Raw genomic sequence first — 21,547 nt, forward strand, 5'->3', positions numbered from 1 at the left:
GAGCTGTTTAATACGTTGTTCCGGCGTCAACTCTGTTTCTTGCTCGCTCATGGTTGCTCCCCGTTTAAAAAACCTGGGTGTGCCTAAGGACCAATCTAGACGACCATGCCTGCGAAGCCAAACTAAAACTGTCGAACTACCCTGAATACCATACTTGTATTGAGCTTGTTGATACGTCAACTCTCCCTTTTCTACCTGATCAACAACTGCCAATTTAAAAGCGAGGGAATAATCACGCTGAGTTCGTCTATTTATTGAATGCATTACACTCTCCAAAAAAGGTTGGAAAAGTGTCAACGCTATTTAGGACGGGTCAATACCAAAAAAAAGAGAGGTAACCCTCTCTTTTTTTAATGCTCTCATTATTCTTCCGTAAAACGTTACCAGACGATTCCGCCTGTTTTTGGCTTGTGCTTGACCTGCGTGCTGCTGGCTTGAGCAGGTTTTGCCGGAGCATCAGCGCCCTCAACATTTTTGTCCGCAACTGGGGCGGATGTACTCAAAACAAGCGCGACTGCGTAAGCTTTCAACATGTGAGTTTCCTCTTTATTATTTGCAAAACAATCCAACTGACGTTTTTCTGTCAGCAGAGGAATAAGAGCGAGGATTGTGCCAACTCCGCAACTATGCCAATAAAATTGATAAGTAAAGGTGGAAAAAGACTACGACTTCATCGTGGAGTTGGAGCTAACGCCACTAAATAGTTGAGGTCTAGCTGTGTTGGATAAGGTTGTGTAATTCAGCGTTTTCTTTCAGCAGCCTTTCAAAGCGTGCTGAGCTAAGCGGTTTAGAGTACAGGTAACCCTGTAACATCTCACATTCATAGCGACGTAAAATTGACAGTTGGTCTTCTTTCTCAACGCCTTCTGCGACGACTTTCAGTCCAAGGTTGTGCGCAATGTTGATGATCGCGGCCGCCATATGCCTGTCGACGCTACTGTTAGCAATGTCGTCAATAAAGGCCTTATCGATTTTAAGCGTATTCAGCGGGAACTTCTTCAAATAGGCAAGTGACGAGTAGCCGGTACCAAAATCGTCCAGCGCAAGGTGTATGCCTTTTTCACGTAAACGGTCCATCATGCGCAGGGCATGGTCAGGCTGTTCCATCAAGGTCCCTTCAGTGATTTCACATTCGAGATGTAATGCTGACAAGCCTACTTCCCGCAATACGCTTTCGATGCGGTCATCTAGATCTGGCAGCTCAAACTGCTTGGCCGAGATATTCACCGCCACACGCCCCGTGAACAGGCCCATTTCTACCCAACGCTTGGTATCTTTACAGGCTTTTCTTAGAACCTGCTCACCTATTTCTATGATTTGTCCCGTGTTTTCAGCTAGTGGAATGAATTGACTTGGGCTGACGAAACCTTTCTCTGGATGTTCAAATCGCACCAAGGCTTCCATGCTAACCAGCTTGCCAGACATAATGTCTACCTTAGGTTGGTAGAACACTGTGAACAAATCTTCTTTCAGGCCGTGGCGGATGAGGTTTTCAATTTGCAGTTGGCGCACAGCACTCTGGTTCATTTCGCCGCTAAAGAACTGGTATTTATTGCCGCCGCTGTTCTTGGCAAAGTACATCGCTGTGTCGGCATTTTTTAACAACTCCTGTGACGAATGGCCGTCTTCAGGATAAAAAGCAATGCCGACGCTGCCGCCCAGTACGAATTCTTGTTTGTTGATAATAAACGGGCGGGCCATATCATCCAGCATGCGCTGTGCAAAATGAGTAATACTGTGCATATCAGGGTGATTTTCCAGTAAAACAGCAAACTCATCGCCGCCCAGGCGGTAACATGTTGCCGACGTACCGGTAATCTTTTGCAGCCTTTTTGCAATCTGTTTGATCAGAATATCGCCGGTTTGATGGCCCAGAGAGTCGTTAATTTTCTTGAAATTATCCATATCCATGCAGATCAGTGCATGAGGAGTATTTTTTCTCACCAGGTTCGAATGGCTAGCCTGAAAGAAAGAGCGGTTAGGCAGCTCCGTTAGCGGGTCAGTGTTGGCCAGCTTCAGTAATTCTTTTTCCGTACTTTTTCGGTCAGTGATGTCGGAGAAAACGCCCACGTAATGACTGTTTTTTCCGTCTTCATCTTTAATCGCATCAATGTTGAGATCGATGACATATCGCTCTCCATTGACACGACGTGACTCCACTTCACCAAACCAGTTACCTTTTTGCCGCAGGGCTTTTTTGACTTCCTCGGTAAATGCTTCCGGATATTGGTGAAAACGCAGAAAGCTCGCCAGTGCCTGCTCTCTGGTCTCGCCGGTGTATTTGCAATATGACTTATTGATGGTGATAAATTTGAAATTGGTGTCGGCGATAAACACGCCATCAGAGATGGTTTCTACCGATCGCTGGAACAATTTAAGCTGTTCTTCAGCTTGTTTCAGATGGCTGATATTCTTGAGTGTTCCTGTCATACGCAACGGCTGACCATTGCTGTCCCGGCGTACCACTTTTCCGCGATCCAATAGCCATATCCACTCACCTTTGAACGTTTTTGCCCGATACGTCGTTTCGAAGTGCTCAGTTTCTTCTTTAAGATGGGCGTTTAAAGTGTCCTGTACACGCTTAATATCGTTGGGGTGAATATTTGCCTGATACGCGCTGTTGGTGCGAATGTCGTCCTGAGGAAAATCAAGAGTGCCCCAGGTATTCGATCGGATCACTTGTCCCTGATGTAAATCCCAGTCCCACAGTTCGTCGCCGCTACTCCACAATGTCAGTTTGAGACGCTCTTCACTTTCTTTGATGGCCTGCTGCTGTTTTTTGCGGGTGCTGTACTGCTTGAACCAATATAACAGTAGTAAGCTACTGAAAAACGCATAAAAAATCAGTGCATTAGGGTGGAACCAAACGGGAGGCTCTACATAAATATCCAAAGACCTGATGCGAGACCACGGACCATCTTCATACCGAGCTCTTAACTGAAGTTTGTGGTGGCCATAGGGGAGGTCATTAAATTCAATGTTTCTATTATTGTTGGCTCTGATCCACTGGTTATCACGACCGTCGAGTTTATATTCGTAATAAACGCGTTCAGTAGCGATGGGGTTGAGCGATGCAAAGTTAACGTCAAAAGGAAAATCGTCATGCTTCAACGTAACACGCTCAGCGAGGTGTGTGGGTGCTGTCAGATGTTTACTTTCTTCATTGAATGCAATGGGATCGTTAAACACTTCCATGCTTGTAATGTAGGGAATACCTGGCGCGGAATCATCAGTGTTTAATTTTTCGTTCGGATTAAAAATGTGAAACCCGTAGGTACCACCGAAATAAATACGTCCATCATTTGCGATGAATGCAGCACCCTCTGCCAAGTCATTGCCTTGAAGAATGTCATTGTTGAGGTGCTCAAGTATTTCACCGTTCTCCAATGATATGCGTAATACGCCTTCACGACCGGCTAGCCATGCTTCTCGCCCGATAAACAAAGCGGAAACAAGATAATCTTCTTCTGTATAAACATTTCTTATTGGCCTGCCTTGCATTTTTAAGTGGCGATCGACTTTTATTATGCCGTGCTCTGATGTGGCCATTAAGTAGCCTTCATCATACTCATGGACAGCGATGAGACGGGGTTCATCTAGCGGCGTACTAACTTGCTGCATAGACTGAGTATCTGGGTCAAAAACATTTATGCCAAGGTTAGTATCCAGCCACAAACGCCCCTTTTTATCTTGATGAACAAGTCCAACCTTGTTTAATTTCTTTTCATTAAGGGATAGCGTACTTATCTGCAATGTTTCAGGATTGATTGAAGCAAGAATATCTCCGCCAGCCCAGAGCATTACGGAGCTTGAAAAAAATTCAATACGATCAATCAGGTTATTGTCTAGTAACGTAGCGACTTCAGTCAGACCATTTCGAGCGGAATACTCATAAATATGAATGCCACTCGAGGATGCGAGCCAAATACGGTCCGACTTATCTATGACTATGTCAAAGTACTTGAGGTCAGAATCTAGTAAGTAGTTTTCAAACTGTCTGTAAAGCGGATCGAACATCACCAGTCCGGCAGAGAAAGTTGCCATCCATATATTGCCATCGGACGTCTGTTCAATGCCCCACACGAGGTTGTCAGTGACCTTATGCACATCACTCTTTACAAGCTCCCGATAACTTTCGACGCGCTCGAAAAACTGACTAGATTTGAAAACCCCTTTTGCAAATGTCCCTATCCACTGGTCGCCATTCTTGTCAGTGAAGGTGCTCTGTATGGCTGCATTACCCAGTTCCATGTCTCTGGTTACTTTGCCTTTGTGCGAAAGTAATGAAAGGTGTTGAGATTTGAAATCGTAAAAATAAAGTCCTTCCATCGTTCCCAGAAGCAAAGAGGTGCGCTTGAATGGCTCAATAGTTTTAAAAGCAATATTGCTTTTATCGCTATTCATGTAATTCAGCGACGTTACCTTGGCTGATGTACGCTCAAGAATATTGAATGTGTAGAGCCCTTGTTCCATAGCGACAAAATGCTGATCACCGACACGTTTGATGTCATTTACCTCACCGACATAATCGATAGTTATACCCAAAGAGTTGGGCATAGCCATCGAATAAAGGGTGTCAGAAGCGCCATCAATGAAAAATAGGCCGTCATATTTGGTACCAACCCAGATAAGGCTGCCATCTTTTTTTAACATTTTAATGCTAGACGGAACCTCTACCGTTCCGCGAAGGTTATAGTCTTGCAGTTCACCGGTGCTTATATTGAATTGCTTTATCTGCCCTCCAGTGGCATATAACAATTCTCCTGTCTGAAGTTGGCTCAATGCGGCGGCACCATCGGAGGTTTCATTGACAACGACAGTAACAAACTCATCTTTGCTTTCGTCGTAAACACTTAAGCCTTTGGCCATCGCGGCCCACAGGCTCCCCTCTTCGTCGATAAATAGGTCAAGCACCTCGCTTCGGATACCTTTACCCTTGCCATATTCGACAAAGTCATACCCGTCAAAGCGAGAAATGCCGTTATCCGTGGCTAGCCAGATAAATCCGATGTCGTCTTGAATGATCCCGTGTACAGAATTTCTTGAGGTATCGGTATCGTCATTGCTTTTAATTGCCTGAAGGGCAATAAACTCTTTAGATTGCGCAAACGTGCTCATAGTCAGCGCGCCGGGCGTTGCGACGAGCAAAATCAGAGACAATAAAACACGTTGTAGCAGAGGTGTTCGCACAAGATACCTTGGGTAGTGTGTCTACCGTTTTATTATTTTTCTATTTGTTGAACCGGCTCACCCACCGGTTACTGCGATAGCGCTTGGTTAAAGGCTTCGTCCTTCCTTTGGCGAAACATAACAAATATGCCGAATTTAGCGCTCTAGGACAAGTTTTTTTACAGTTGAATCACCCCGTTTGCGGGTTAGATGACCTGGCTAATTTCAAGCGATATAACGTGCGTCATGTTTAAAGGATGCCAACTGTTCAATAGAAATTGCATCGTTAGCCCATGTATTTTCGAGCACACTACCGGTATACAGGATAAGCTGACCGAAGCCATCTCTGTTATTCAGCGCGCTGGCAAAGTCGATGATTTGCTCAAGACCTATCTGGTTCACACTGTCAACCAGGCGGCGGTGTCGGTTAAAGTCTACGTCATCCTTGCCCATTGCAGACCACAGGCGCTGACTTTTCATTGCTAAGCTGGCGTCTTTTTCCATGAGCTGATTGCAGACGCTTTCCTTCAGGTTCTTCCATACCGGTGCATACTCATTAATGTGCTTATCCGCTTGTGCGATGAAGTCACTGATGGCCTTAACCAATCTGTTTACTTCATGCTCGGGAGACTGCACGTAAAACGCCAGGCCCGGGTGCTGATTGAAGGGGAAATAACCACTGCCAACTACGTAGCCTAATTGCTGCTCTGTGCGCAGCTGATTAAAAAACGGGGTTGCTAACAGTTGCTCTAGCAGTATAGTCTTGGCCATATCTGACAGCGACGCACTCGGTGATTGAAAATATACCACCACAGCATGTTCGTTATGGTGACTTTCCACTTCATGCACAAACCCATGCGAGTTGCGCAGATCGGCGACTGCGCGAGGGTTCCTTGAACAGTGGCTGTGGCATTGGTAACGGTCGCCCATGCGCCGATAAAATATCTCTGCCTGCTGTTTGTTCCAGTTACCATGCAGCAAACTCTCCATATGATAGCCAGACAACAACGACTGTTGCACCTTGGCAATATCATCGACAGTGGCGTGTTTGACAATATCCAGACTGTCGACTGGTGCATAGGTGTGCTTCTGCATGAGCACAGAAAGTCTGGTAAACAGGCGGTTTATTGGTTTGTTCAGCAGACTGTTTTGCAGACTCTGCCACTGACGTTTTTTCAATAATTCAAAGTTCGCGGAAAAGTCCGTGCGAGTGTGAATGTCCTCCAGAATGTCTTCTACAAGATGAAGCTGCCGTTCACTAAAACCACTGGTATGCAATGAGAAGCCACCCTGGTGGCTGTACACATGAAAGTTAAGTCCTGCAATACCAGCCTGATAAAATCTTTCATTTAGATCGTCCATCAAACACGCTATCCATAACCGTTTGTGCGTTATGACGCGGATCCCTTGCTGCACTGCTTCGCAATCAAACGAAATGAAGCAGTCACCTTTAGGCTGTTTGTACTTATCATCCTGTAAGAACCAGAAGCTTTGATTTTGCGTCTGGATAACTGCCGTTGGGTTCTCTGCTTTATCTGGCGCGGGCAAGATATTTAGCTGTTTTGGCATATGTGGATTGCGAGACGGCAGGCTAAGTGGCAGGTCAGTCAGTGGTGCACATAAGCGTTCAAGTAACGGCTTGGCAAGCGGCGAGACCTGGTAGCGAGTGCCGTACCATTTGGCTTCTCGGTCGGTACGCTGCTCAGGAGCGATTAACTTGACTCGCATGTTTTCAGGTGTGAAATACGTAAGCATGTCATGCATTGCGTTAGGATTTGCTTCGTCCATAATAACGTCTGCGACTAACGCATGTTCGGCCGGATAATGGAACAGGTTTTCTGAAAGGTGCACTGCTTCGTCAATGGGCTTTAAGCGTTCACCGTATCGCTGTGCAAGCGCTGCCAATGTTGCTTTCTCTTCAAATCGCCATTGTTCATCTACGGCACGTTTTACCAACCTTAATGTGCTGAACATTGCTTCGAGAATAGCGTCAACTTCTTCAACACCTTGCTCAGTAAGCTGCAAATTGACATTAAAATCTTTAAAGTTACTACCTTGAATGCCTCCGCCAGCACTCAAACTGGTTGCCCAGCCTTTTCGTTTCAAATAATCCAGCAAACTGCCTTTCGTTTCATCACCTAAAAGATGGCTGATGACGTTCAGGGGCTTGCTGCGATAGTAAGGGTAAATGCTTGGCAAAGCGAAACTGACGATTAATCTGCGTGCCTGCTTAAGTGGTGCTATGTTGATTTGCACACCAACGTCTTGTGGCCGATATAACGGTGGATAAACCGGGCAAATCCAGCCCTCTGGGGAAGGAGGGACTCGACTGAATACCTCTGCCAGGAGAGACAGCAGTGCATCCGGGATTTGAGGGCCGATGACGGCCAATTTGATATTGCGAGCATGATAATGGGATTGATGAAACTGCACTAATTTTTGCTGAAGCTGTTCAAGCGACATACTGCGAAACACGTCATCATTACCCACTGAAAACTTGCTAAAAGGATGTGCTGGGTTACAGGTTTCTTTATGCACCTGATACAGCCTGCGCAATTCATCATTTCGTTTTAACTTGAACTCGGCATCGATAGCACTGATTTCCCTGTCTAGCGCATCGCGCTCAAATAATGGACAAATGAGCATGCTGGCGAGCTGAACGGTGGCCAGTTCCAACCCTTCAGGCTGGCAATCAAAGTGAAAGTTGGCGAATTCAGTGCCGGTCCAGGCATTAACAGACCCGCCACAGGTACTGACGTGTTCATGCAGTTGATTTGGCTCGGGAAAATATTTATTTCCCAGAAACAGCATATGCTCAAGTAGGTGGGCTAAACCAGGGCAATCATGGGGATCATGAAAATGTCCTGCGCCAATACAGACCGACATGGCGTAACGCTCAATATCCGTGTCCTGCACACAAAACATTTCCAGACCATTAGGCAGATTATGAATTTGCCAGGGACGATGATCGGAAAAGTCGTTGAGCACATTTATTGACCAGTTGTTAACATTATTCGTTAGCATAACGCAAAATATCTAATGGCAAGGAAATTTCGCCGATTTATTTGTTATATTAAACATTGCGTTGTGTAGATAACCCTTTTTGAAAGAGAAACAAGTGCATGTACGTTTTTGTGATGCGACACGGTGAAGCGCAGTTACCGGCAGCGAATGACAGAGAACGACAGTTGACAGAAAAAGGCTATGCGCAGTCGGCTGCCACCGCACAATGGCTTGCACAACATTACCTGACAGGCAATAAGATTGAGCGAGTATTCAACAGTCCATTCAGACGCACAAGACAAACGCAAAGCGTGATCGCCGATTATTTCGACATCGCAGTAGAGGAAGAAAGCGAGGACATCACGCCTTCCGGCAACCCGCATCTATTTCACGACTATCTCGACCACATAATCGACACCGAACATCTTACTTGTTCAGTAATGATCGTGAGTCATATGCCATTCGTCAGCTATATGGTCGACGCGCTAACCCAACATCATCATTCAATGTTATTTGCGACGGCGGGAGTAGCGGTAGTGGAATATGATGCTAAAAAATCAACCGGAAAGCTGGTGGATCATTTTCATCCAGTTGTCTCGGTGTCTGATAGCTAAAAACTATACAGAATTTCTGATTTTTACCGATACCCTCAGTGAAGGGGAGAGGTATGTCAGAAAAATCATTTCCAGCGTATTTACATGATCAGCTTACACGTCAGATAGACCGAGACGTGGAAGATGACAGTAGTGAAATGACTGAATTGTTAGTAAAGCTTAGCGACCTGAGTGATAAGGTTGAAAGCGTGAAACGGCAGATCATGAAAAATCGCGAAAAACGTCTTCATCAGGGCTGACGCGAACTGATGCTCGCGCCACGGCGCTGATGCTAAAAGTAAGTTTATGCTTTGCTGGTATTATCGGCGTCGACAACGGTGGCTTCGCGATAGTACTGTGGCATCACCCTTACGGTCTTAATCATATTTCCCTTTATCTCAACCAGCTCCAGTGGATACCCCGCGAGTCGCAGGCTAATGTTGTATTCCGGAATATCTTCAAGATACTCCAGAATAAGTCCATTGAGCGTTTTGGGCCCTTCAGTAGGGAAGTTCCAGTCCATTTCCTTATTCAGTTCGCGAATGTTGGCACTACCGTCGACCAGAACGCTGCCGTCCTGCTGGATGTTCGCTTCTTTACTGTGTACCGGTAGCATAGTGGTGGTGAAATCCCCGATGATTTCCTCGAGGATATCCTCCAGCGTAACAAGGCCCTGAATGTCACCGTATTCATCGACGACCAGTCCGATACGTTCCTTCGCTGCCTGGAATTTATACATCAAGGTATGTAAAGGGGTCGATTCTGGCGTGAAGTAAATATCCCGCACCGCGCGCAGCAAACTTGCTTTGGTAAACTGGTTCTTGGATAACAGACGTAATGCGTCACGCATGTGCACGAATCCTACCGCGTCATCAATCGTATCGCGATACAGCAGTACTCGGGTGTGCTGGGCGTTAACCAACTGGCGCTGAATGTCTTTCCAGTCGTCATTGATGTCAATGGCGACAATGTCACTGCGCGGCACCATGATGTCTTCGGCCGTGACCTTTTCAAGATCCAGGATGCCAACCAGCATATCCTGGTGCTTTTTAGGGATCATTGCGCCGGCTTCATGGACCACCGTACGAAGCTCTTCTCTGCTAAGCGCATTGTCTCCACCATCAATGGGGCTGATTCTGGCCAGCGCCAGAATACCGTTAGTGATGCCATTAACGAAATACACCACAGGGTAGAGCAATGTCAGCAACGGCAACAGAATAAACGAACTTGGGAACGAGATTTTCTCAGGATGCAATGCTGCCAATGTTTTAGGGGTAACCTCGGCGAACACCAGAATAACGAGAGTCAAACCAATGGTGACAAGCACCGGCCCCCATACAGGACCAAAAAGACGCATACAGATTTCGGTCGCGACCACCGTTGCGGCGATATTAACAAGATTGTTGCCGATTAATATCAGGCCGATAAGTCTGTCTGGACGGTCGAGTAGTTTCTGCACTCTGAGTGCGCCGCTGTGACCTTCATTAGCCAGATGTTTGAGGCGGTACCGGTTGATCGACATCAATCCGGTTTCGGAGCTGGAGAAATACGCAGAGAGTAAAATTAAAATGCCGAGCACGATGTATAACGTACTCGTGGAAATATCGTCCAACTATGTGGGTCCTTTATCGTTCACCGACTGGCAATGTAAGGGGTTCATTGTCAGGATTCAAGTGTTAAGCAACACTTCGCGCACAAAGCGGCTGCCGAAATAGGCTAACGTAAGCAGGAATGCCCCGATAAACGTGGTGGTTAGCATCGAGCGCCCCCGCCATCCCCATTTAGCGTGCCCAATCAAAACGGCAACATAAAGCACCCATGCAATCAATGACAAAATGGTCTTATGAGCCTGATGTTGCGCGAACATATCGTCTAAAAACACAAATCCACTGGCCAGCGAGAGAGTGAGCAACAGGGTACCGACCAGCAACAATTTAAACAGAATGTGTTCAACGGCCATTAGTGGCGGCAGGGATGAATGCAGCAGTGACGCCTTTTTCTGCTTTAGGCGACCGTTGATATAGTTTAGTTGAATGGCATACAACATAGCGATCATCAGACACCCATAGGCGAACAATGCAAGGGAAATATGGATAATAAGCTCAGGGTGCAGCGCAATGTTGACGATGTATTGGTCAGGAATAAGCACGCCGCCAGCCACGACTAGTGCGCTGAAGCCATAAACGACTGGCAGAAGAATCGCATTTGGCAAATAAAAAGACGAGCTGAACATCGCCAATGATACCAGCCAGGCAACCAGCGAAATGACGTTGATAATGCTCATGTTCTGACCCGGTTCGGCGGTCAGACTCTGCGTCAGTAATACAAAGTGTAATGCCAGTGCTGCGCCGGATAACGCTGTCGTAAGCCGCGATTTTGGGCCTTCTTGGTGAAACAAGCGGGACGTCATTATCCCGGCAGTGACGGCATAGCAAAGTAAGCAGAGAAGTGGGAGCACAAACGTCATGAAAAACCTGAATCCGACTTTTTAATGATAGAGAGTAACACCGAACAACTCGTTAAGTGAATGTTGTCGCAGTGAAAAGCTCACCTACTATCGATTTTTATCGCAGAATGGATAATTGTCATGCCATGTTCGATTCTGCATGACGTTTAGGTATACTGTGCGCCTTACATTCACAACCGACAACGCTGCACCGCAATGTTTGAAAATTTATCAGAACGGTTAGGAAAAACGCTACGCGATATAAGCGGACGTGGCAGGCTGACCGAAGACAATATTAAAGACACCCTGAGAGAAGTGCGCATGGCGCTGCTCGAAGCCGACGTGGCACTGCCTGTTGTTCGCGACTTTGTTGCACAGGTAAAAGAGCGTGCATTGGGGACGGAAGTTAACAAGAGCCTCAAGCCTGGGCAGATGTTCATCAAGATCGTTCAGGGCGAGCTGGAATCAGTGATGGGGCAGGCCAATGAGCGACTGAACCTGTCTGCCCAGCCTCCGGCGGTGGTGATGGTTGCTGGTTTACAGGGTGCTGGTAAAACCACCAGTGTGGGTAAGCTGGCAAAATACCTGAGCGAGCGCGAAAAGAAAAAAGTGATGGTTGTCAGTGCCGACGTGTATCGTCCGGCGGCTATCAAACAGCTTGAAACTCTTGCATCCGAAGTGGGCGTGACATTCTGTCCGTCTTCTACACTGCAAAAGCCTATCGATATTGTTAATACCGCCATTGAACAGGCTAAAACACAGTTTTTCGATGTGTTGCTGGTCGATACGGCAGGTCGCTTGCACGTTGATGGCGAGATGATGGCGGAAATTAAATCACTGCACGAGGCGGTGAAGCCGGTTGAAACTCTGTTTGTGGTAGATGCCATGACAGGACAGGATGCCGCGAATACTGCCAATGCGTTTAATGAAGCGTTGCCACTCACTGGTGTGATCCTGACCAAAGCAGATGGTGATGCCCGTGGTGGTGCAGCATTATCAGTACGTCATATCACGGGTAAACCCATCAAGTTCCTGGGTATGGGCGAAAAGCTTGATGCGCTTGAACCTTTCCACCCAGAGCGCATTGCCTCTCGGATCCTCGGTATGGGCGATGTGTTGTCGCTTATCGAAGAGGTCGAGCGTAAAGTAGACAAGCAAAAAGCTCAGAAGCTGGCCAAGAAGGTACAGAAAGGCAAAGGCTTTGACTTGCAAGACTTCAAAGAGCAGCTTGAGCAGATGCGCAACATGGGTGGCATGATGTCGATGCTGGACAAACTGCCGGGTATGGGCAATATGTCGGCTCAGATAAAAGACAAGGCTAACGACAAGCAGTTCGTGCAAATGGAAGCGATCATCAATTCTATGACACCGCATGAACGTCAGAAACCCGAAGTCATCAAGGGCTCACGCAAAAAGCGCATTGCCGCAGGGTCGGGTACGCAAATCCAGGATGTGAACCGCCTGCTCAAACAATTTATGCAAATGCAGAAGATGATGAAGAAAATGTCGGGCGGTGGCGCGAAGAAGATGATGCGTCAGATGAAAGGCATGATGCCACCCGGCGGTATGGGCGGCCCAGGCGGGATGTTCCCACCCCGTTAATCCATCACCTCTCCAGAAAAGCGGACGTCATGTCCGCTTTCTCCCCTCTAAGCCGTGATTTGGCTTGCAAAATAGACTGATACGCGTATACTTCGCCGACCTTTTTTCTTGGTATCAGTAATGATCCCGTAAAGAAGGTAAGTTAACGGTAACGCTACAACGAGTTTGAGGCATTTATGGTTACTATTCGTTTACAGCGTGGTGGCGCTAAAAAGCGTCCATTTTATCAGGTAGTAGTAGCAGACAGCCGTCGTGCACGCGATGGTCGTTTCATTGAGAACATTGGTTTCTTCAATCCTACTGCCAGAGGTCAGGAAGAGCGTCTTCGCTTGGACCTTGACCGCGTTGAGCACTGGGTAAGCCACGGCGCAGGTTTGTCTGACCGTGTTGCTCGTCTGGTTAAAGACGCAAAGAAAGCGGCAGCTTAATTTTAGCTGCTATATAACTGTTTTAGAGGTATAGATGAGTCGCGCGTCTGAGACACTGATTGTTGGCAAAATCGGCGCACCTTATGGTGTGAAAGGATGGGTCAAAATCAACAGCTATACCGAAGAACAAGCCGGCATCTTTGATTATCAGCCTTGGCAACTTGGCGATGGCAAAGAGTACCGTGTTGATCAATGGCGTGTGCACAATAAAAGTCTGGTTGCCAAACTAGATGGGGTAAACGACCGGAATGAAGCGGAAGCTATCAAGAATCTTGATATCCGCATTCAGGCCGATTTGTTGCCCGATCTGGACGACGATGAGTTTTATTGGCGCGAGCTACTTGGTATGAAAGTTGTAACCGAACAGGGTTATGACTTGGGTACCGTTAAAGAGCTGTTTGAAACCGGTGCTAACGACGTCATGCTCGTTAAAGCCAATATCAATGACGCATTTGGTCAGAAAGAACGCATGCTGCCGTATTTACCAGAACAGGTGATCAAGCATGTGGACAAACAGGCGAAAACCATCACGGTGGATTGGGATCCGGGATTCTAATGACACCTGACAAGTGGTTTGGTGTGGTGTCGCTGTTTCCGGAAATGTTCAGTGCATTAACGGAGCAAGGGGTAGTTGGGCGCGCTGTAAAGCAGGGCGCCATTAATGTGGAATTTTTTAATCCACGTGATTACGCCCATGACCGACACCGAACTGTGGACGACCGGCCTTACGGCGGTGGTCCAGGCATGTTGATGATGGTTCAGCCACTAACAGACGCGATTCACGCTGCTCGTAAGGCAGCGGGAGACAAAAGTACAGTGATTTACTTGTCTCCGCAGGGAAAAAAGTTGGACCAGCAGGGCGTCAAAACCTTGTCCCAACACGACAAGCTGATTCTGGTTGCCGGTCGCTATGAAGGTATAGATGAACGGGTTATCCAGAGCGAAGTCGACGAGGAATGGTCAATTGGAGATTATGTACTGAGCGGCGGTGAACTGCCGGCGATGGTACTGATGGATGCAATTGCCCGCTTTGTGCCTGGCGTATTAGGACACGAACAATCTGCAGAGCAGGATTCGTTCACCAGTGGTTTACTGGATTGTCCACACTACACCCGGCCAGAGATTCTCAACGGTCAGCAAGTGCCTGCGGTATTGTTAAGTGGTAATCACGAAAAAATCAGGCAGTGGCGCCTACAACAGTCGCTGGGAAGAACCTGGCAACGGCGCCCTGAGTTGTTAAAAGACCTAGCTCTGACTGAGGAGCAAACGGCACTACTCAACGAGTTTGTGCGTTTGCAGCAAGATGACAGTTAACTAGGATGAGAGGATACGATGAGTAAAATCAATCAAGATATCATCAAGAAAATTGAGCAAGCACAGCTCAAAACTGATGTACCAGCGTTTGGTCCTGGTGACACAGTAGTCGTTAAGGTACGCGTTAAAGAAGGTGATAAAGAGCGTCTTCAGGCTTATGAAGGTGTTGTTATTGCGAAGCGTAACCGTGGTCTGCACTCGTCTTTTACTGTCCGTAAGATTTCAAGTGGCGAAGGCGTTGAGCGTGTGTTCCAGACACACAGCCCAGCGGTATCTGCTATCGAAGTCAAGCGTCGCGGTGCTGTTCGTCGTGCGAAGCTGTACTACTTGCGCGAGCGTTCAGGTAAATCTGCACGTATCAAAGAAAAGCTTAATTAAGATTAATCCCGCGTTACTGTTAACTTTGAAAAAGCCCGCAAATATGCGGGCTTTTTTATGCCTGTTGCTTTTTTGTGGTGCTGGCCTGTGGCACACTCTTGCAGTTAAAAAATATCTTCCAAAATAACAATAAACAGGGAATCCATCGTTATGTCTACGGCAGAATCAACCTGGGTTACACGGGCACTGGATAAAGTCGAACGGGTAGGGAACAAATTGCCCGATCCGGCCATTATTTTCTTTGTCTGCTTACTGATTGTGTGGGGTTTATCAGCCCTGCTGTCTAACTTTACCTTCGACGCTATCGACCCTCGCACAGGCGAAGCGGTGGTGGTGAATAACCTTCTTACCGGCGCATCATTGGCAGATTTTCTGTCCAGGATGGTCACCATCTTTACCGGTTTCGCGCCTCTTGGTGTCGTACTGGTCGCAATGCTTGGGGTTGGCGTGGCTGAACACTCAGGTTTCATCAGCGCTGGTCTCAAGCGCATGCTCGATACCACCCCTGCGAAGTTACTGACCCCCATGGTGGTGCTGGTTGCGATAGTCAGTCACACCGCAACAGATGCCGGATACGTGTTGGTTATTCCGCTGGCTGGCGTGATTTTTTACGCTATGGGTAGGCATCCACTGGCGGGCATTGCGGCGGCATTTGCCGGTGTCAGCGGTGGTTTTTGCGCAAACTTTATTCCATCAGCCATTGACCCGTTACTGCAGAGCTTTACACAGAGTGCGGCGCAAATTATCGATCCTGCGATTCAGGTCAACCCGCTGAATAACTGGTTTTTCAATTCTGCATCCAGTTTGTTGATTATCGGTATTGCCTGGTATCTCACTGATAAAGTGATTGAACCCCGTCTAAAAGATGTTGAAGTAGATGGCGATCCGAATGATATCCCAAAATTCGCCGACCTCACCGAAAAAGAAAGTCGCGCTTTGCGTGCAGCGTCCTGGGTCATGCTGGCTGGTATTGTCGTTTTAGTCGCAATACTGGTACCTGAAAACTCGCCAATGCGCGATCCCAGCGGCCAGCTGACGTCTTTTGCTGCACCGGTTATGCAATCAATCGTGCCGCTGATTTTCCTGCTGTTTTTGCTTCCCGGCGTGGTATACGGCTACATGTCTGGGACCTATCAGTCGACCAAAGACATGATAGACAGCATGACTAAAGCTATGCAGGGCATGAGTTACTACATTGTAATGGCGTTCTTCTGTGCCCTGTTTATCGATGCGTTTGGTAAATCTAACCTAGGGGCACTGCTTGCCATTGAAGGGGCGCAGGTACTCAAATCGTTGGCGCTGCCAAGTATGGTGACCATCGTAGGGATTATTTTCCTGACGGCATTTGTTAACTTGTTTGTCGGTTCATCTTCCGCCAAATGGGCGCTACTAGGTCCTATTTTTGTGCCCATGCTGATGCAGTTAAATATTTCACCGGACTTAACCCAGGCGGCCTATCGTCTTGGTGACTCGTCATCGAATATTATTACGCCGTTGATGCCTTACTTTCCGCTGGTCGTGGTGTACTGCCAGCGTTATGTGAAATCCACCGGGATTGGTACGCTATTGTCAATGATGCTGCCATTTACGATCACGCTGCTGCTCGCCTGGACCGCATTCTTACTGCTTTACTGGGCACTTGGTCTACCATTGGGTCTGCAAGCCAGCTACGTGTATCCAGCAGGCTAATCCCAACAATACCCCCTCGCTGCTGTGCTTTTAGGCAGCGAGGTTTTCCTGCCAACAGCATTGATTGTCTGCATAATCACATTTAAGGGTTGTGTTGCAAAATGGATGCTGTTAAAAAGTCAATACCTGCTGAAAACTGAGCTTTCTGCACTGTATTTTAAAGTTTACATTCGCGGGCGGTGCTCAGACAGGACAGGCGATACGACACTCTTCTGCGCCATCGTTATCGCGCGCACCCATTTTTACTGTTGAGAAACCATGCTACAAAATTCAATCAATAACGTTAACGTCACATCTGAAAGCGTGCTAATTACGCCTGATTCACTCAGTCAGGAATTGCCCGTCTCCGAGCACGCACTGGACGTTATTAAACAGTCACGACAGACGATTGCCGACATTATTCATCGTCGTGATCATCGTTTGCTGGTGGTCAGCGGCCCCTGTTCAATTCACGACGTGGAGGCGGCAAAAGAGTATGCGCTGAAACTCAAAGAATTGCATGAAGCATGTAAGGACACGCTATACATCGTGATGCGGGTCTATTTTGAGAAGCCACGCACAACAGTGGGGTGGAAAGGACTGATCAACGATCCCCATCTGGATGGCAGCTTTGATATTGAAACTGGCCTGCGTAAGGCTCGCGAGCTGCTTATCTGGTTGGCTGAACTTGAGATACCTGTGGCTACCGAAGCGCTGGACCCCATCAGCCCGCAATATCTGGCTGAGCTATTTAGCTGGGCGGCTATTGGCGCTCGAACGTCTGAATCACAAACTCATCGCGAGATGGCCAGCGGTCTGTCCATGCCGGTTGGCTTTAAAAACGGCACAGACGGGAGCCTGGATATCGCTATCAATGCGCTTAAGTCGGCGGCGTCCGGCCACTCATTTATGGGCATAAACAAACAAGGGCAGGTCAGTTTAATCCAGACACAGGGCAATCCGGACGGACACATTATTCTGCGCGGTGGCAAACAGCCTAATTATGACTCGGTCTGTGTATCAGAATGTGAGCAGGAGATTGCTGCAGCGAATTTACAAGCCGGTTTAGTGGTAGATTGCAGTCACGCCAATTCGTCCAAGGATTTTCGCCGTCAGACGCTGGTCGCGCAAAACGTGGTGAATCAGATACTTGAGGGTAACCAGTCAATTATCGGGATCATGTTGGAAAGCCATTTAAATTCAGGTAATCAGCCCAGCGACGGTAAAAAGCCCGGCGAGTTAGCATATGGAGTATCGATTACCGATGGCTGCATTGACTGGGCCACGACGGATGAGCTGATTTCCAATACACGTGATAAGCTTATTACTGTATTACCCATGCGCCTTAAGAAAAGGCATAACCTGGATTAATCAGTAATGACCTCACCTGAACAATCATTGGAGCATTTGCGTGCCCAGATCGACGATATCGATGAACAGTTTGTCAAATTATTGGCAAAGCGTTCAGAACTAACCCGTCGGGTAGGTGAGATTAAAAGTCAAACCGGCATGCCGATTTATGTGCCAGAGCGCGAAGCACAGCTGCTGGCGGATCGTATGCAGGAAGCCGAACAAGCAGGCGTGTCGCCAGCGTTGATTGAGGATTTGCTCAGGCGCATCATGCGTGAATCCTATCAGACCCAGACCGCTCGTTATTTGTGTGTGAATCCAGACATCAAAAAAGTGGTAGTGATAGGCGGTAAAGGCGCGTTGGGACGTGTGTTCGTACAGTTGTTCGAGCGCAGTGGTTATCCGGTTGAGGTTCTTGAGAAAGACGACTGGCCTGAGGCTGACAGGATCCTTGCTGGCGCCGGGCTGGTTATAGTGTCGGTGCCGATCACGCTCACCGTGCCTGTCATTGAGAAACTCGGCAGTTTGCCCGAAGACTGTGTCCTTGCTGACATTACCAGTATCAAAGCAAAGCCGCTGGATGCCATGTTAAGTGCACACCGAGGACCGGTGGTCGGCTTACACCCCATGTTTGGTCCTGATGCACCAGGCATGGTGAAGCAGGTTGTGGTGGTATGTGACGGCCGTTATCCCGAACGCTATGCCTGGCTGATAAAGCAGATGGAGATTTGGGGCGCGTCCCTGCATGACTGCACGGCCCAGGAACATGATGAAGCCATGGCATTTATTCAGGTCATGCGTCACTTCAACACCTTCGTGTATGGGGCTCATCTGGCTGGTGAGAGCCCGGATCTTAAACAGCTTATCGTCTTTTCCTCGCCTATTTACAGGCTTGAACTGGCCATGGTCGGGCGTCTTTTTGCTCAAGACCCTGAACTATATGCCGACATCATCTTTAATAATCCTGATAACATCGAATTGCTGAAGCGATTTCGCGACCGTTTCAATCAGGCCATTGGTTTGTTAGAAGCCGGTGATAAAGGGGAATTTATCCACCGCTTTTTCAGAATAGGCTACTGGTTTGGTGACTATGCCAAGCGTGCCCTGGTGGACAGTAAAAAACTGCTGCAAAAAGCGGACGACGATAGAACAAACTAAACTTCACTTTTGTCTAGTTGCATGAGATGTTAATGACAAGACAATTTGTTACTCGCTGTGTCAAGCTACAGCGCGTCATGAGGAACTAAGATGTCGTTAAAGCTGCGCATACTATTGGTATTTATCTCTCTGATCGTGGTGTCGATTTTGGTAATGGCAATAGTGTCAGTCAATGTGGCCGTCAGTGAATCTGGCGAAGCGTTAAAAGAGTCAGCACAGGAAAAATTGCTCAGCCAGAATGTGCAGACCCGCGAAGCGCTTGATGAGTATATAAGTGGGATAGAATCACAGATCCGTGCAAAGTCATACAGCCTGACGATAGTGGATGCCGCTGCTGCGTTCGTTCCGGCGTTTCGAAACTATGCCAGTCAGCGTGGGGCAATCACGGCGAGTCAGGAATCAGCGCTGGAGTCCTACTACCGTGACGCCTTCGCTGGACGATTTGCTGATTTGAATCCGACGCGATTGAATAACCCGCTGCGCCTGCTTGAGCCGCTAAACGCAGAATCCAAAACACTGCAATATGACTTTATCGCCGGCTCTGATTTTCCTATCGGTGAGAAGGATGGACTGGAACGCCTAAACAACGCTTCAGACTACGCCAGCGCCCACGCAAAGTATCACCCGACGCTGCGTAAATTCCTCTACGAATTCGGTTATTACGACATCTTCATTGCTGACATCGACACAGGCAACATTGTATACAGCGTTTTTAAAGAGCTCGACTATGCTACCAGTCTGAAATCAGGCCCTTACGCTCAAACCGGCATTGGTGAGGTATTTAAAAAGGCCGCACAGCTAAATGACGCGGATGGGGTAGTATTCAGTAAGTTTGATACGTATCTGCCCTCCTATAACGCGCTGGCCGGGTTTGCTGCCAGTCCTATCGCCGATCAAAACGGTCGAATTATCGCGGTACTTATTTTTCAGATGCCGATGGATCACATCAATGATTTGCTGACTCATGAGCAGGAATGGAAGCAGAAGGGGTTCGGCGATTCGGGCGAAACTTATATGGTATCGCCCGGTGGTTTACTAATGAATGAAAGTCGCTTCTTCGTAGAAGACTATGCGAATTACATCAACGCAATCCGCCCCAAGTATCCGGATGCGGCTAAAGAAGCGGAAGCACGTGAAACCTCAGTAGGGGTGCAGCCGGTTGACTCGCCGTCATCGCGCAGCGCATTGCAGGGGAACAGCGGCTTTCTTGAAATCCTTGATTATCGTGATGTGCCTGTGTATTCCGCCTACTCACCAGTACAAATTGGTGAGTACACTTACGGACTGATGGCAGAAATTGACGTAGCAGAAGCGCTTGCACCTGCTGATGCGATAGGTGGCCGCCTGGTTTCGTCGGCCATCGTCGAATTTATTATTATCACAGCCATTGCGGTGGGTATCACGCTGTGGTTCGCGAGTGTGCTGATTAAACCGTTAAATAAGCTTGGCAAAACCTGTGAAGAGCTGACCGAAGGCGAAGGCGATCTTACTACCACTATTGCACCTTCCGGTATTCCTGAAATCGATAAAATTTCCAATAATTTTAACGTGTTTATCAGTCAGATAAGAGACATTATTGCGCAAGTTAAGCAGGACGCTGAAGTGCTCGCGGCAGCCTCTGAGCAGCTTAGCTCGACAACAGAGCAAAGCCTGGCAGTGTCTGAACAGCAGCGCGACCAGACCCATAGCGTGGCTACCTCAATGGAAGAGTTGTCAGCTTCGATAAACGACGTGGCTCGTTCAACCGTTGAAACCAGCACTAAAGGCCTTGAAGCCAAGTCTAGCCTGAAGGAAAACATGGAACGGGCAGGGATGGCCGCAGAAAATATTAAACTGCTGGTCGAGCTCATTCGCGATACCAGTCGCGTGATTGCCTCGCTCAAAGATGAAGTCAATGAAATTACGTCTGCACTGAATACCATTACCGGTATTGCCGATCAGACGAACCTGCTGGCCTTAAATGCGGCAATTGAAGCAGCCAGAGCCGGTGAAGCTGGACGAGGGTTCTCAGTGGTGGCCGACGAAGTCAGAGCGCTGGCGACTCGCTCGCAGGAGAACACTGTACAAATCTCTAAGATCATGGAAACCATGACGGAAACGTCAGACAGGTCAGTGCAATCCATGGAGCGCGCAGAGCGCGCCGCCGACGGTGGTATTCACCTGGTTGATCTGGTGACCACGGCGATGGATGAGCTGGCGCGTACTATCGACGCTGTACAGCAGATGAGTGAAACGGTGGCAACCGCTACTGAAGAGCAAAATGTCACCTCAGACAGTGTCACTGAGAGTGTGACGCGTATCAATGAGATGGCAACGGATGCAGAGCAGGGTGCACGACAAACCAGCGCGTCTGCCCATGAACTGGCACGCATTGCGGCCAACACCAAAGAATTGGTAGAACGCTTTAAGGTATAGGAACGAGCCAGCTGTCGCTGGCT

At 48.0% G+C, this 21,547-nt stretch carries 16 protein-coding genes and 1 pseudogene; 11 read left to right on the top strand and 6 right to left on the bottom strand.

Annotated features, from left to right (window positions below):
• The 4 genes and pseudogenes from G441_RS0100005 to G441_RS0100020 all read right to left on the bottom strand — a co-directional run.
• Nucleotides 1-264, bottom strand: a pseudogene (locus tag G441_RS0100005) (IS3 family transposase); the annotation flags it as partial.
• Nucleotides 265-380: 116 nt separating this feature from the next.
• The gene (locus G441_RS19800) at nucleotides 381-533 is read right to left on the bottom strand and encodes a hypothetical protein (RefSeq protein ID WP_169726026.1); all 153 of its coding nucleotides are present in this window, start codon (nucleotides 531-533) and stop codon (nucleotides 381-383) included.
• A gap of 178 nt (nucleotides 534-711) precedes the next feature.
• Entirely contained in the window at nucleotides 712-5,118 is a 4,407-nt protein-coding gene (locus tag G441_RS0100015; protein ID WP_051275220.1) for an EAL domain-containing protein, read from the bottom strand.
• 276 nt (nucleotides 5,119-5,394) lie between these two features.
• Complete coding sequence (locus G441_RS0100020) at nucleotides 5,395-8,193, bottom strand: insulinase family protein (protein WP_084407216.1); 2,799 nt, start codon at nucleotides 8,191-8,193, stop codon at nucleotides 5,395-5,397.
• Nucleotides 8,194-8,291: 98 nt separating this feature from the next.
• Between G441_RS0100020 and sixA the strand changes: the two genes are divergently transcribed.
• Nucleotides 8,292-8,786: a phosphohistidine phosphatase SixA gene (gene sixA / locus G441_RS0100025; protein ID WP_026374459.1), complete on the top strand. Its 495-nt coding sequence runs from the start codon at nucleotides 8,292-8,294 to the stop codon at nucleotides 8,784-8,786.
• A 53-nt stretch (nucleotides 8,787-8,839) separates the two neighbouring features.
• Nucleotides 8,840-9,025 carry a hypothetical protein gene (locus G441_RS0100030; RefSeq protein ID WP_026374460.1) on the top strand — a complete coding sequence of 62 codons (186 nt, stop codon included), beginning with the start codon at nucleotides 8,840-8,842 and terminating at the stop codon, nucleotides 9,023-9,025.
• A 44-nt stretch (nucleotides 9,026-9,069) separates the two neighbouring features.
• Here G441_RS0100030 and G441_RS0100035 read toward each other — a convergent pair whose 3' ends face one another.
• Both G441_RS0100035 and G441_RS0100040 read right to left on the bottom strand, forming a co-directional pair.
• Complete coding sequence (locus G441_RS0100035; protein WP_026374461.1) at nucleotides 9,070-10,377, bottom strand: HlyC/CorC family transporter; 1,308 nt, start codon at nucleotides 10,375-10,377, stop codon at nucleotides 9,070-9,072.
• Between the two features lie 57 nt (nucleotides 10,378-10,434).
• A complete protein-coding gene (locus tag G441_RS0100040) occupies nucleotides 10,435-11,232 on the bottom strand; it encodes a cytochrome C assembly family protein (RefSeq protein ID WP_026374462.1) in 798 nt (265 codons plus the stop codon).
• A 195-nt stretch (nucleotides 11,233-11,427) separates the two neighbouring features.
• Between G441_RS0100040 and ffh the strand changes: the two genes are divergently transcribed.
• The 9 genes from ffh to G441_RS0100085 all read left to right on the top strand — a co-directional run bounded on the left by ffh (nucleotide 11,428) and on the right by G441_RS0100085 (nucleotide 21,524).
• Nucleotides 11,428-12,813 (top strand): signal recognition particle protein, encoded by a 1,386-nt coding sequence (ffh, locus tag G441_RS0100045; protein WP_026374463.1) that lies wholly within the window; start codon nucleotides 11,428-11,430, stop codon nucleotides 12,811-12,813.
• A gap of 176 nt (nucleotides 12,814-12,989) precedes the next feature.
• On the top strand, nucleotides 12,990-13,241 hold the full coding sequence (gene rpsP / locus G441_RS0100050; protein ID WP_026374464.1) for a 30S ribosomal protein S16: 252 nt from the start codon (nucleotides 12,990-12,992) through the stop codon (nucleotides 13,239-13,241).
• A gap of 34 nt (nucleotides 13,242-13,275) precedes the next feature.
• Entirely contained in the window at nucleotides 13,276-13,797 is a 522-nt protein-coding gene (rimM, locus tag G441_RS0100055) for a ribosome maturation factor RimM (RefSeq protein ID WP_026374465.1), read from the top strand.
• On the top strand, nucleotides 13,797-14,555 hold the full coding sequence (gene trmD, locus G441_RS0100060; protein WP_026374466.1) for a tRNA (guanosine(37)-N1)-methyltransferase TrmD: 759 nt from the start codon (nucleotides 13,797-13,799) through the stop codon (nucleotides 14,553-14,555). The genes rimM and trmD overlap by 1 nt, the downstream gene beginning before the upstream one ends.
• 18 nt (nucleotides 14,556-14,573) lie before the next feature.
• Entirely contained in the window at nucleotides 14,574-14,933 is a 360-nt protein-coding gene (gene rplS, locus G441_RS0100065) for a 50S ribosomal protein L19 (protein ID WP_026374467.1), read from the top strand.
• A gap of 150 nt (nucleotides 14,934-15,083) precedes the next feature.
• Nucleotides 15,084-16,622, top strand: coding sequence for an AbgT family transporter (locus G441_RS0100070; RefSeq protein ID WP_026374468.1), 1,539 nt, complete (start codon nucleotides 15,084-15,086; stop codon nucleotides 16,620-16,622).
• A gap of 258 nt (nucleotides 16,623-16,880) precedes the next feature.
• A complete protein-coding gene (locus G441_RS0100075; RefSeq protein WP_026374469.1) occupies nucleotides 16,881-17,972 on the top strand; it encodes a 3-deoxy-7-phosphoheptulonate synthase in 1,092 nt (363 codons plus the stop codon).
• A 6-nt stretch (nucleotides 17,973-17,978) separates the two neighbouring features.
• Complete coding sequence (tyrA, locus tag G441_RS0100080; RefSeq protein ID WP_026374470.1) at nucleotides 17,979-19,109, top strand: bifunctional chorismate mutase/prephenate dehydrogenase; 1,131 nt, start codon at nucleotides 17,979-17,981, stop codon at nucleotides 19,107-19,109.
• Nucleotides 19,110-19,199: 90 nt separating this feature from the next.
• A complete protein-coding gene (locus G441_RS0100085) occupies nucleotides 19,200-21,524 on the top strand; it encodes a methyl-accepting chemotaxis protein (RefSeq protein ID WP_026374471.1) in 2,325 nt (774 codons plus the stop codon).
• Nucleotides 21,525-21,547 lie beyond the last annotated feature (23 nt).

It is taken from the genome of Aestuariibacter salexigens DSM 15300 (assembly GCF_000429145.1).
Lineage (GTDB): Bacteria > Pseudomonadota > Gammaproteobacteria > Enterobacterales > Alteromonadaceae > Aestuariibacter > Aestuariibacter salexigens.

Excerpts from the sequence above, each read along its gene's own strand:
- G441_RS0100015 (WP_051275220.1), bottom strand. The coding sequence starts at position 5,118 with ATGAGCACGTTTGCGCAATCTAAAGAGTTTATTGCCCTTCAGGCAATT.
- ffh (WP_026374463.1), top strand. The coding sequence starts at position 11,428 with ATGTTTGAAAATTTATCAGAACGGTTAGGAAAAACGCTACGCGATATA.
- G441_RS19800 (WP_169726026.1), bottom strand. The coding sequence starts at position 533 with ATGTTGAAAGCTTACGCAGTCGCGCTTGTTTTGAGTACATCCGCCCCA.
- rplS (WP_026374467.1), top strand. The coding sequence starts at position 14,574 with ATGAGTAAAATCAATCAAGATATCATCAAGAAAATTGAGCAAGCACAG.
- G441_RS0100075 (WP_026374469.1), top strand. The coding sequence starts at position 16,881 with ATGCTACAAAATTCAATCAATAACGTTAACGTCACATCTGAAAGCGTG.
- G441_RS0100085 (WP_026374471.1), top strand. The coding sequence starts at position 19,200 with ATGTCGTTAAAGCTGCGCATACTATTGGTATTTATCTCTCTGATCGTG.
- tyrA (WP_026374470.1), top strand. The coding sequence starts at position 17,979 with ATGACCTCACCTGAACAATCATTGGAGCATTTGCGTGCCCAGATCGAC.
- G441_RS0100040 (WP_026374462.1), bottom strand. The coding sequence starts at position 11,232 with ATGACGTTTGTGCTCCCACTTCTCTGCTTACTTTGCTATGCCGTCACT.
- sixA (WP_026374459.1), top strand. The coding sequence starts at position 8,292 with ATGTACGTTTTTGTGATGCGACACGGTGAAGCGCAGTTACCGGCAGCG.
- rpsP (WP_026374464.1), top strand. The coding sequence starts at position 12,990 with ATGGTTACTATTCGTTTACAGCGTGGTGGCGCTAAAAAGCGTCCATTT.
- G441_RS0100070 (WP_026374468.1), top strand. The coding sequence starts at position 15,084 with ATGTCTACGGCAGAATCAACCTGGGTTACACGGGCACTGGATAAAGTC.
- trmD (WP_026374466.1), top strand. The coding sequence starts at position 13,797 with ATGACACCTGACAAGTGGTTTGGTGTGGTGTCGCTGTTTCCGGAAATG.
- rimM (WP_026374465.1), top strand. The coding sequence starts at position 13,276 with ATGAGTCGCGCGTCTGAGACACTGATTGTTGGCAAAATCGGCGCACCT.
- G441_RS0100020 (WP_084407216.1), bottom strand. The coding sequence starts at position 8,193 with ATGCTAACGAATAATGTTAACAACTGGTCAATAAATGTGCTCAACGAC.
- G441_RS0100030 (WP_026374460.1), top strand. The coding sequence starts at position 8,840 with ATGTCAGAAAAATCATTTCCAGCGTATTTACATGATCAGCTTACACGT.